The sequence below is a fragment of the Anaerocolumna sp. AGMB13025 genome, assembly GCF_029689925.1.
In the GTDB taxonomy this organism is placed as follows: Bacteria; Bacillota; Clostridia; order Lachnospirales; family Lachnospiraceae; genus Anaerocolumna.
This window is the reverse complement of the sequence record NZ_CP121445.1, coordinates 4,333,717-4,346,574: the sequence shown is the minus strand read 5'-3', so window position 1 is coordinate 4,346,574 and position 12,858 is coordinate 4,333,717. Positions and strand designations below refer to the sequence as shown.

9 protein-coding genes are annotated in these 12,858 nt (G+C 38.4%); all 9 read left to right on the top strand.

All coding sequences use genetic code 11. The annotated features are described in order from the left end of the window. Positions 1-36 precede the first annotated feature (36 nt). The 9 genes from QA584_RS18135 to QA584_RS18095 all read left to right on the top strand — a co-directional run bounded on the left by QA584_RS18135 (position 37) and on the right by QA584_RS18095 (position 12,856). On the top strand, positions 37-1,059 hold the full coding sequence (locus QA584_RS18135; protein ID WP_278270502.1) for a sugar ABC transporter substrate-binding protein: 1,023 nt from the start codon (positions 37-39) through the stop codon (positions 1,057-1,059). Between the two features lie 212 nt (positions 1,060-1,271). Then, positions 1,272-2,312: an NAD(P)-dependent alcohol dehydrogenase gene (locus QA584_RS18130; protein ID WP_278270501.1), complete on the top strand. Its 1,041-nt coding sequence runs from the start codon at positions 1,272-1,274 to the stop codon at positions 2,310-2,312. A 193-nt stretch (positions 2,313-2,505) separates the two neighbouring features. Beyond that, positions 2,506-2,673, top strand: coding sequence for a hypothetical protein (locus QA584_RS18125; protein ID WP_278270500.1), 168 nt, complete (start codon positions 2,506-2,508; stop codon positions 2,671-2,673). Between the two features lie 299 nt (positions 2,674-2,972). Continuing rightward, positions 2,973-4,976, top strand: coding sequence for a leucine-rich repeat domain-containing protein (locus QA584_RS18120; RefSeq protein WP_278270499.1), 2,004 nt, complete (start codon positions 2,973-2,975; stop codon positions 4,974-4,976). Positions 4,977-5,011: 35 nt separating this feature from the next. Beyond that, positions 5,012-6,085, top strand: coding sequence for a metallophosphoesterase family protein (locus tag QA584_RS18115; protein WP_278270498.1), 1,074 nt, complete (start codon positions 5,012-5,014; stop codon positions 6,083-6,085). 391 nt (positions 6,086-6,476) lie between these two features. After that, entirely contained in the window at positions 6,477-7,478 is a 1,002-nt protein-coding gene (locus QA584_RS18110) for a LacI family DNA-binding transcriptional regulator (RefSeq protein WP_278270497.1), read from the top strand. Between the two features lie 124 nt (positions 7,479-7,602). Continuing rightward, positions 7,603-9,342, top strand: a complete 1,740-nt coding sequence (locus QA584_RS18105; RefSeq protein WP_278270496.1) for an ABC transporter ATP-binding protein — start codon at positions 7,603-7,605, stop codon at positions 9,340-9,342. Then, on the top strand, positions 9,293-11,077 hold the full coding sequence (locus tag QA584_RS18100; RefSeq protein ID WP_278270495.1) for an ABC transporter ATP-binding protein: 1,785 nt from the start codon (positions 9,293-9,295) through the stop codon (positions 11,075-11,077). The genes QA584_RS18105 and QA584_RS18100 overlap by 50 nt, the downstream gene beginning before the upstream one ends. Positions 11,078-11,137: 60 nt before the next feature. After that, the gene (locus tag QA584_RS18095; protein WP_278270494.1) at positions 11,138-12,856 is read left to right on the top strand and encodes an ABC transporter ATP-binding protein; all 1,719 of its coding nucleotides are present in this window, start codon (positions 11,138-11,140) and stop codon (positions 12,854-12,856) included. Positions 12,857-12,858: the final 2 nt, after the last annotated feature.

The window sequence follows — 12,858 nt, the reverse complement described above, 5'->3', positions numbered from 1 at the left end:
CCCTATTTAGAATAAAAAATATCAGGAGGAAAAGGTATGAAAAAATTGTTAGTTTTAACAATGGTGGTAGCATTATTGACTTCATTATTAGCGGGGTGTTCACAGACAAAAGATCAGGGTACGAATGGTACTAAACAGACAAAAGAAGATACCAAGACAGATAATCAGAGCAGCGGTGATAAAGTATTCCGAATTGCCTATATCGCAAGAGCTCAGGCAGACTCATTTGCAGCCTGGTTAGCCAATGCGGTAACAGAAGAAGCAGAAAAATATCCGAATGTAAAATTAGATGTATTTGATGGTCAGGCCTCTGATGATACGGAAAACTCACTGATAGAAAATGCCATCACAAACAAATATGATGCCATTATCGTTCAGCCCAACAACGGTGAAGCACAAAGACCTTATGTTGAAAAAGCAGTAGCGGCAGGTCTTATTACGATTACAACCAATGCACGTATCAGCGGTATTGAAGGTTCCTCTTCCGTAGATGCAGATCCCTATGCCCAGGCAAAGGTTAATGCTGACTTAGCAGTATCACAAGTTCCCCAGGGTGCTAACGTAGTTGTACTTTTAGGACCTCCCGGAAACTTCCATGCAGACCAGAGAGAACAAAGCTGGCAGAAAGAATTTTTTGATAAAAGACCTGACGTTAAAATCGTAGGAAAAGAAATTGCTAACTGGAATAAAGACGAAGCTATGAACTACATGGAAACCTGGGTTCAGGCAAATGATAAGATTGATGCAGTCATTGCAATGAATGACAACATGGCAGCAGGTGCACTTGAAGTAGTAAAAGACGATCCGAAATTTGATAATATCTTAGCTTATGGTGTAGACGGTACCGCAGAAGCCTGCCTCTTAATCAAAGACGGCTTAATGACTTCCACAAGCTTACAAAGTGCTTACGACCTGGCAACCGCTTTACTCTCCACAGCCAACAAATTATTAACCGGTGAAGAGACCCAGATTGATATTGACATTGACTGCCCGTTAATAACAAAAGACAATGTAGACCAGTATATCGAAATGCACAAAAAATCCGGTGCTATAAAATAGTAACAATACGATAGACGAATACGTTAGTAATCAAATAACAAAAGTAAATAACAAGAGCAATTAGTATTACGAATTACCTGGGGTTTACACAAAACATTAAGCTATAATCAGTACCTGCCAGGGAATGTGGGTCCATATAAAAATATAACCCGCATTCCGGTACAGGTATGAAAAACAAAAGCATTTCCAATATAAATAAGGAGGTTTTTACAATGACAAACAAAGCTATATTTATGCATGGAACTAACGATATGGTATGGAAGGAAATCGATATGCCTGTCGTTCATGATAAAGATGTATTAGTAAAAGTAGATATCGTAGGTATCTGCGGTTCCGACGTTCATTATTACCAACACGGCAGAATCGGTGATTTTGTAGTAGAAGGGGATTTTATCCTGGGACATGAATGCGCCGGAGAAGTAGTGGCAGTTGGGAAAGAAGTAAAAAGTCTGGCAGTAGGTGACAGAGTTGCCTTAGAACCCGGCAAGACCTGCGGTAAATGTGAATTCTGCAAATCTGGTCAGTATAACCTTTGTCCTGATGTTGAATTCTTTGCAACACCGCCGTATCATGGTGTATTTGCCAACTATGTGGCACATCCGGAGGATATGTGCTTTAAACTGCCGGATAATGTATCCAATTTAGAAGGTGCGCTGGTAGAACCGCTTGCCGTAGGTCTTCATGCAACCGGTAAAGGTAATGTTAAACTGGGGGATACGGTAGTTATATTCGGAACCGGCTGTATCGGTCTGGTTACCCTCTTATCCAGTAAAGCCAGAGGCGCGGCTAAAATAATCGTAGTGGATGTTCTTCCCAACAGACTAGAGACTGCGAAACGCCTTGGTGCCACCCACGTTATTAACGCCAGGGAAGAAAATGTAATCAAGAAAATTGATGAAATTACAGAGGGTAACGGCGCTCATGTTGTTATCGATACAGCAGGGGCAGAAGTTACGGTAAAACAAACCGCCGATGTAGTAAAACGCGGAGGCACCATTGTTTTGGTAGGTATGACACCTAAGGATGAAGTAGAATTTAACTTTATGAAGCTGATGGGCAAAGAAGGAGAGTTAAAGACGATATTCAGATACCGTAATTTATATCCTGTTGCAATTAATGCCATTGCAAGCGGTGCAATCAATGTTAAAGACATCGTAAGTCATGAATTTGACTTCGAGCAGACAAAAGAGGCGTTTGATTTCGTAGTGAATAATGCAAAAGATGTAGTTAAGGCAGTAATTAAAATCAACTAGGATAAACAGGAATAGATATAAATTACCGTATAAAAAAAGTTTTACAAATGTAATAGTTATTGCCCGAACTGATTAAGTTAACGTATTGACAACTATTCACAAAGAGTAGAGTGTGTTCATAAAACTGATATGCTCCCTTCTAGGTAGACAAGTGAAATAATAAAAACTTGTCACTTAGAAGGGAGCATATTTTATGAGTAGAAAAGCAAAGTTTTCCTTTGAAGTCAAAATAGATATTGTTCAGAGGTGCTTGGATGGAAAAATATCTGCAACTCACGAGGCAAAATTATTTGGTATTAGTGGCTTCGTAGAGATGAACCTGAAAATGAAATGCTCAATAAACGTATCGTTAGTGAGATAGAAAGAATACATACAGAATCACCGGATAAACGATATCGCCGTATTAGAGATGAGCTCGAGCGATACCATGGTATAGATGTAAATGATAAACGTGTACTCTTTTTTAGTTAGATATTAATCTTTCCCAAATTAGATTGAATATTAGGTTAGTAAAGTTTAGTTTGGCATCTTCTCAATTTAGTAAAAATCGGATATAATTATTTTGTTTTAATTTTCAAAAAATGGTTTGAGTTTCATAATTTATTATTATCAATATTCAACTTATCTGCTTAAACCAAAACACTATAATAGGGAGGATTTATGAAATTATACAAAAGAAAAAATTTACAAAATGTAGTTCTATTATTACTGATTATCAGCCTATTACCCATTATTAACCCTGTAAAGGGTTACGCAGCTTCAAAGGATTTTGACATTCGCTCAGATGGAGTCCTTTACCATTATTACGGAAATTCAGCCAAAGTAACCATACCCTCCAACGTAAAAGGGATTGCCATGGACGCCTTTTCCTATAACAATACCATAAAAGAAGTAATTATTCCCGGTAATGTAGAAATAATCGGTTCAGATGCATTTTCGACCTGTACCTCATTAAAAAAGGTCACTATTAAAAAAGGTGTGAAAGAAATAATGGGGGCAGCCTTTGTCTATTGCACAAACCTTACGGATGTAAGTCTGCCAAGCAACGTAAAAATAACGGGAAGTTCGGTTTTTAGAGGCACAGCCTGGCAAAAAAAACATGCAATAAATGGGTGTAGTGTTGTAAACGGTGCTTTGGAAGAATATATTGGGAAGAGTACTAATGTAACCATACCAAGTAATGTAACTATCATATTAGAAAATTCCTTTTTTCATGGAGCTGAAAACATAAAGGAGCTTACCATTCCCGGTAATGTTAAGATTATAGAAAAAGGTGTATTTGCAGAATCCCCGCTTAAAAAATTGACACTAAAAGAGGGAATTGAATCTATTGGTACTGCCGCCTTTATTAATTGTGAAAATCTACAGTCGGTGGTAATCCCTGGTTCTGTGAAATCAATTGGGCTTAATGCTTTTGGCAGTAATGATAAATTAAAAAGCGTTACTATAAAGAAAGGGACACAAACTATAGAAGGAGGCGCTTTCGGAGGCTCGAAAAAGCTGACAGAGATAAATTTACCCTCTACCATCACCTATGTAGGTAAGGATGCATTTACAGATACACCCTGGTTTAACAAATCACATAAGGAAAATCTGACCGCCGGAAAAACCCTTATTAAATATAACGGAAAGGAAGATATCGTAAAGATATCGGCTTCCATCCAGTATATAGGAGGTGATGCATTCGCTGGCAATACCTCTATAAAGGAGGTCATACTACCTGTCGGAATAAAAGAACTGATACCCGGTTCCTTCGCCGGCTGCACAAATTTGGTTAAAATCAACATTCCAGAAGGTATTACAAGTCTGCCGGAAAAAATCTTTAATAATTGCAGCAGCCTGGCAGAAGTAAATTTACCAGAGTCTCTTACTGCTATTGGAGACTATGCATTTTATAAATGTGAGAGTTTAGAAAAACTGGATATTCCCAAGAAAGTAAAAGATTTTGGTGAAGATGCGTTCTATTGGAATCCCTGGATTACCTCTTCAGAAAAGACAATAATTATTAATGATATACTTTTTAAATATAAAGGTGATGATATCGTTTACCAGATACCAGCTAATGTAAAAAAAATATACAGGTATGCCTTTAGTAGTATAACCGCCACTGAAAAAGTTATATTGCCAAAAGGAATGACAGTCATTGATACTTATGCTTTCGCAGGTTCCAATATAAAATCGATTATACTCCCTAAAGGACTTAAAAGCATAAAGGACTATGCCTTCTCGAGATGCAACCTAAAATCCATAGAAATACCGGATACAGTGACTGAAATAGGTTCCAGCGTATTTGAATCCTCCTATAACCTGGAATCTGCTGTTATTCCGGGTTCTGTTAAAGTTATGGGAACATATATATTTTCAAACTGTGATAGCCTTTCTGATGTCACTTTGAAGAAAGGTCTTACTATCATACCCAACCGTATATTCTGGGATTGCCATAATATAACAAAACTCGTAATTCCAAATACTGTTAGAGAAATTGAGTTTCAGGCATTTAGAGGCTGCACAGGTTTGGTTGATCTAACAATTCCCAGTACAGTAAAGATGATTGACCCCACAGTCTTTGAAAATACGGATGTAAAATTAATCAGATGTTCACCTGGTTCCTTCGCCTATAAATATGCGAAGGCATATGGCATTAAGACAAAGAAAATTTCTTGACAACTAAAAATAAATTGGAATGCAGGTCTAATAATATGAGAGAAGTTACCTATGATGAAATGATACCGTATTATCTAAAACAAATGGCAGATTCACAGATTTTAAAAGCAGAAAATCTTCAAACTTCAGATACTTTACAGTTCCTTTTATATACTGATTCCCATATAACGAATACCTCCAGCTTTGCTGATATTTATACCTTAAACTATATTAACAGTAAATTGAAACCGGAATTCACTGCCTGCTGTGGTGATAATTTAGATAATGCCCCAACAAAAGATCAGCATTTAGAAACAGCCTCTAAATTAATGGATACTCTGACAGTCAACCGCTTTTTCACAGTAAAAGGTAATCATGATGATAACTCAATTATCTCAGAAGGTACGGATAATATAAAAAGTACCATGCTTCCGCAGGAACAGTTTGATATTATGTTTAAAGGTCTGGAGGGAGTTGTTAACTTTGATTCGGATAACAAATCTGGTCTGTATTATTACTATGATATGGATAAATATAAAGTCAGGGCAATTTTCCTTAATTCCATTGATATCCCTTATATGTCTGATCAAGATGTACCCACTGCCTGGAAATATTCAGGACAAAGTACTTACGCCTATTCTGATACCCAGTTAAACTGGCTGACACATAAGGCACTCAGATTACCAGACAAGGATTGGAAGGTCATTTTCTTTACCCATGTTAATCCTTTTGAAGAAGGGATGATAGGTTCCGACAGCCTTGCGCGTAACGGGGATGTCCTTCTTGGAATTGTAGATGCATTTAGGGGGGGTTCCAAATATAAATCAATTCCTGCAATAGGTGATTTCCATCAGGATATTTCTGTCGATTTTACTGAACAGGGAGAAGGTAATATCATAGCCTTTTTTTATGGGCATACCCATAGCGAACAGGTATTGATCCGAAAGGGCATCCGGTATATCAGTACCTGGAATGACTGCCCGAAAAAGTCAGCCAGTAACCCGCAGGCTCCGGCTAGAACCGTCGGTACAACTTCGGAGATCTGTCTAAATGCGGTTACAGTTGACCTTGTGCAGAACAGGATTTCCTTTACGAAATTTGGTGCAGGAGAAGATCTGGTTGTGGAATAGAATATGGTATTTAGGGTAAAAGAACTTTATAAATTTGGATAAATTATAAAATAAATAAAATATAGCTAATATAAACTGGTAACATATGGTCTGATTGTCTGTATGTTACCGCTTTTTTGTTGATGAAACATAATAATTCAGAAAATATAATTATGTTGTTTGGATTATAGCGTAATATATAATTGATAAATAACGTTATATATTGCAATTAAGTAACGTAACAAGTATAATACAAATAGCGATATAAAATTGAATCAAAAGAACTTTATATAAATATAGATTTTATGGTTGAAAGAAAATCTAAAAATAAGAAAGGAAGCCACAGTTTATTCTTTCAACTTTTCTATGTGGCAGTATCGCAGCAGGTCTGCGGTATCCAACGGATTTTACTATGAAAAACGATAAAATTAAGCTGTCCGATATAGCAAAAGAGCTGGGCATATCAACCATATCGGTCAGCAGAGCCTTATCCGGACAGGAAGGTGTAAGTGAAGAGTTAAGAGAAAAAGTATTGCTTACAGCTAATGAGATGGGTTACTTAAGAGCAAAAAATCCTGATAGACATAAGATACTGGTACTCCATCAGAAGCCCTTTATCCAGGATAACAGTAATTTCAGCCACATTATGCAGGGAATGGAAACGGCCTTACAGGTGGCAGAATGCGATTATGATATGGAATTTGCGGATAAGAAAAACCAGGCAGAATTATTGCTGCCTTCCAGATTACAGAAGGGTAGTCATTATGACGGACTTATCTTTTTAGGAGGATTTGAAAAAGCTTATATAGAATTATTGACCAGAAGAATCAGCAATTATGTATATTACATCGGATATTCCCCTGCCAAGGACGGCGACAGTATCTGGTACAATTTTAACCGGGGCGGTTATATGCAGTGTGATTATCTGATTCAAAAGGGACATAAGAGAATTGGTTATCTGGGCAACAATAACGGATATGCCTGTAAAGAAAAAGTACTTGGAATTATATCCGCACTGGAAGAAAATGAGATACCTGTCAATAAGGATTTCTTTGTATATGGGGAAGAGAAATTTGAGGAAATTGACAGGGTGTTAAAAGAAAAACAGGGACCGACTGCTTTTATCTGTCAGTGGGATTACGTGGCAATGAAATTAATCCGGCACCTGCATGAGAAGGGAATAAAAGTACCGGAGGATATATCTGTCATGGGATATGGAAATACGGAGATGTCGGCACTTGGCATTCCGGCACTCACTACGATGGAACTTTATATTGATTATGCCTGTGAAACTACGGTAGGTCTTCTTCTGAAACGACTGAAGAGGCCGGATAAACCCTATGAAAATATATTAATCCACAGTACTTTGGTAGAGCGGGATTCCGTACGCACCTATGTCGAAACTCCTGAGTAAGTTGATAAAGCTGAGAAATTCAAACCTCCAAGATTTATTTTGCAACTATAATCTTTACAGATTCTCTCAGGTATTGAAGAATGAATGGAATTAGAATTATCTATAAAAACAAGAGGGACAGAAAATGGAAAAAAATATTTTGATCGGATTTATCAGGGAACATAAATTTTCCTATATAATAGGGTTAATATTTATGTTCCTGTCTTCTTATGTTCAGACGCTCTTTCCGAAGGTTCTGGGGAATACCGTTGATATCCTAAAAGTAAAGGGATTTAAGCCAGAGAGTGTCTATGCCAACATTGGCTACATCCTGTTAATTGCCGTGGGTACCTTTGTATTTACTTACGTTTGGAGAAACCTGGTCATTGGCAATGCAAGAAAACTGGAATGCCATATCAGGGAAAGGCTCTTTGATCACTTTCAGATCCTGTCCCCGGAATTCTACAGCCAGAAAAAAACCGGGGACTTGATTGCTTATGCCATTAACGATATTAATGCGGTTCGCCAGACACTGGGTCCGGCCTTATCCATGGCCATAAATGGTGTAGTAGTCTGTGTTATCTCCATATATTCTATGGCAAATGCGGTTAACTGGCAGCTGACCCTGCTTTCCCTGATACCGATTCCTCTCATGGTTTTTATCATGATTCATATCGGTAAATTAGTTAAGAAGCGGTTTAAAAAAGTCCAGGAGACCTTTGCTTCCATATCAGACCGTGTGAATGAGAATATAAACGGCATGCGGGTGATTAAAGCCTATGTCCAGGAAGATAAGGAAGTTGAGCGGTTTGAACAATTAAATAATCAGATGGTGGAGACGAATCTGAGTATGGTCCGGGTATCGGCTTTTTTATCCCCCCTAATTGAATTATGTTTTACCGTAAGTTTTGTGGCGAATCTTATTTGGGGAGGAAACCTGGTGTTGAAAGGAAGTATTTCTTTAGGTGACTTTATTGCTTTTAACGGTTATCTTACCATGATATTAGCTCCGGTTTTATCTATTGGCCAGGTAATAACAATTTTTCAAAGAGGTATGGCCTCACTTGGCAGATTAAATGAAATTATGGGTGTAACCCCCCAGATCAAAGATACAGGTCTAATACAGGAACTAAAGGAAGAAGCCATAAACATAAAGAATCTATCCTTTACATATCCAGGTGCAAAGAAAGAGTCCCTTAAAAATATCAGCATCACCATACCTGGAGGTCATACCCTGGGTATTATAGGAAAAACTGGTTCTGGAAAAAGTACCCTGGTCAATCTCCTGCTAAAACTGTATAACGTAAATAATGGACACATATCCTTTGGAGATACCGATATCAATGACTTTAAACTGGAAGCCTTAAGAAACGGAATTGGTGTCGTACCTCAGGATAATTTTCTCTTTCGAGCCTCCATTTCTGACAATATCAGATTCTTTAAGGATATCTATACAGAGGAGGAGGTGGAAGAAGCCGCGAAAAACAGCTGCATCTATCAGAGTATTATGGAACTTCCGGAGGGTTTTGAGACTATATTAGGGGAAAGAGGAGTTAACATCTCCGGAGGGCAAAAGCAGAGGGTTTCCATTGCAAGAGCCCTCATAAGAAACCCAGAAGTCCTTATCTTAGACGATGCTCTTTCGGCAGTAGATACGGTTACGGAATCAGAAATCCTGTCTAATTTAAGGAATCTAAGAGAGAATAAAACCACAATAATCGTTGCAAGCAGGATATCAGCAATCATGGAGGCAGACGAGATCCTTGTCTTAGACAAGGGAGAAATTAAGGAAAGAGGAACTCATTCACAGCTGCTTGGGAAGGGGGGAATTTACAATGAAATCTACCAATATCAATTTGTCACAGCAAAAGCAGAAGCCATCTGAGGAACCGACTTATAAAAAACAAAGCTTTAAAAGGCTGATGTCTTTAAATATCCCCCATTTAAAGAAAATTATATTAGCGGCTTTTTGTGTACTATTAGTCAATGCAGCCATGCTTGCTAAGCCTTTTATCCTTAAGATTGTAATAGATGATTTCCTTACCAGGAATACTTTGCAAAAAGGTCTCTACTCTCTGACCGGAATGGGAATCCTCTATTTTTCTGTGGTACTTATTGGCGGATACTTAAATATCCTTCGGGTCAACCTTATAAATAAAGCCGGTCAGGAGATTTTACGCACCCTTCGGGGTCAGGTATTTAAAACAATTCAGCTTCTACCTTTAAGTTATCTGGATAAAACTTCCGCGGGAAGCCTGATTACCAGAGCTACCAATGATGTGGAAGCCTTAAGTAATCTATATACGGATGTATTGATGAGTTTCTTTCGGGATGTATTTTTAATACTTGGTATTGTTTTTGCCATGTTTATTATGGATGTAAAACTTACCCTTGTTTCATTTTGTGTAATTCCGGTCATGTTTCTTTTTATCTTTTTACTGCGTTCCAAGATAAAGCAGAATTTTGGCAAAATGAAAATACTGATTGGACGAATCAACGGCTTTATGGCAGAAAACCTGTCAGGAATGAAACTGATTCAGATTTTTCATGGTGAAGCAGAACGTAAAAAGGATTTTAAGGAATTAAATGACGGCTATTATAAAACAACCTCCTTCCAGGTCTGGATGAACAGCTTTTTAAAGCCTGCTGCCAGCGTCTTTCGGAATATAACGGTTGCTGTATTACTCTGGTATGGTATGAACAAGATTGCTGGCCAGACTTTGCAGATTGGTATTTTATATGCCTTTACTACATATATCCAGCAATTTTTTGAGCCCATATCCGATCTTGCCGACAATTATACCAATATCCAATCGGCATTCGTCTCAGCTGACCGTATCTTTGAGCTGTTGGACCAGAAAGACAACCTTGAAGACCTGGATGAAGGAAGAGAAGCAGAGCGCCTTGATGGAAATATTGAATTTAAGCATGTCTGGTTTTCCTATAACGACCAGGACTGGATTCTTAAAGATGTTAGCTTTACCGTAGGAAGCGGTCAGACTGCTGCGTTCGTTGGGCAGACCGGAGCAGGTAAGACCACTATAATCAGCCTGATCAGCGGATTTTATAAGATACAACAAGGTGAAATACTCATTAACGGAGTTAATATTAATAAAATCAAGAAAAGGGACTTAAGGCGGAATATTGCAGTTGTATTACAGGATGTATTCTTATTTTCTGAGACTATAAGCAAGAATATATCCTTAAACGATGATATCGATGCTATGAAAATAGAAGAAGCAGTCAGAGCTTCCTATGCCAGAGACTTTGTAGAGAGCCTCCCAGGCAGGATAAATGAACCAGTAATGGAAAGGGGAAATACCCTTTCGGCAGGTCAACGGCAGCTTATTTCCTTTGCCAGAGCCATTGCTCATGATCCTTCTATTATTGTTTTGGATGAAGCAACCGCCAACATTGATTCCCAGACAGAAATACTGATTCAAAAGGCCATAGAAAGTATGGCCAGGAACAGAACGGCCCTGATTATAGCCCATAGACTTTCCACCATACGGAATGCAGATAAAATTATCGTACTGGATCACGGCAGGATAGTGGAAAGCGGTAATCATGAAGAACTGATGGAAAAGAGAAGCTATTACAGAAGTATGGTATTAAGTTAATTGTCAGAATGGCTTTACAGTATCTAGTTTAAATTTTGTAAAGAAGAGAGGATTTTTATCATGCAGTTATACAGTAAGTATTTTAAAATGTATAAATTTCCGTTTATTATTGCAGTTTTGTGTGTAATTTTGGAGGCATTCTGTGACCTGTTAGGGCCAACCTTAATGTCTAATATTATTAATACAGGAATTGAACAGGGTTCTCTATCCCATGTTTATTATTGGGGATTGCTTATGTTACTGGTAACGGCAGTGGGAGCCTGCTTTGCGGTAACCCGTAATATTCTGGCCAGCAAGGTATCCCAGCGTATGGGAGCAGATCTTCGTTATGATGTATTTAAGAAAATCATTAACTTTTCAGAAGTCAGTGCAGACAAAATAGAAAGCGGTTCCCTTATTACCAGAATGACCAATGATACCGCACAGGTAACCATGTTTGTAAACGGAATCATGCGAATATTCCTGAAAGCTCCTATTACCTGTATCGGCAGTATTATACTGGCCAGTCTCCTTAATTTAAGGCTGAGCCTGATTATTTACGGCATTGTTGCTATCGTTGCAATTTTAATTATAGTAAGTATGAAATTAAGCTATCCCAGGTTTTATCAGCTGCAAAAAGCAATGGATAAGGTCAACTTAACGGTGCAGGAATATTTAATCGGTGTGCGTCTTGTCAAAGCCTTTGGTACTTATGATAAGGAAACAATGCGGTTTTGGGAAGCCAATAGTAACCTCATGAAAAAGGGTGTGTCCTCCCAGATGATTATTACCTTTATTGCACCTCTAATGACACTTACGGTAGGAATCGGCACAGTAATCGTAATTTTTACCGGGAGCAGGCTGTTCACTTTGAACCTTGCTACCCCGGGAGATATTACGGCATTTACCATTTATATGGCTCAGATTCTAACCTCTCTTGTTATGATTACCAATATATTTAACACTTTTGTACGTACCAAGGCATCTACGGCACGTATTAAAGAAGTGTTTGACTGCGACAGTGATTTTGCAAGAAAGGGAGAAGTAAAAGAATTAAACGGAGATATTGAATTTAAAGATGTTACTTTTGCATATCCTGGCGGCAGCGGTGTTCCGGCCATAAAAGATCTGTCCTTTCAGGTGAAAAACGGTGAGACTCTGGCAATCATCGGACCCACCGGCAGTGGAAAGTCAACAATTGCCTGGCTTTTACTCCGGTTTTATGACGTAAATATGGGTAAGATACTATTAAGTGGTAATGACATCAAAGAGTTAAAGATAGATACGGTCCGGAGTGACATAGCCATTGTGCCCCAAAAACCTATGTTATTTTCAGGAACTGTAGCCCAAAATATAAGATGGGGAGATAAAACGGCGGAGGATACCCTGGTGGAAGAGGCAATTACCAAAGCAGAAGCCGGTTTTATCAGACAGATGTCTGAGGGAACGAAAAGTCTGTTAGGAAGTGCCGGAGTTAATATATCCGGTGGACAGAAACAGCGCATCTCCATTGCCAGAGGGTTACTTAAGAATTCACCCATACTGATACTGGATGATGCCACCAGCGCTCTGGATGCAGTCACGGAAGCAAAGGTAAGGAATAACTTAAATTCTGAAACGAAAAGCCAGACGGTTATTACCATTACCCAGCGCTGCGGCACTGCCATGTTTGCAGATAAGATATTGGTTATGGATAACGGAGAAAAAGCAGGATTTGGAACACATCAGGAACTGATGGAACGATGTGAAATATATCAGGATATTTATAAGACACAGATAGAAAGCAGCAAGGAGGCATAAGA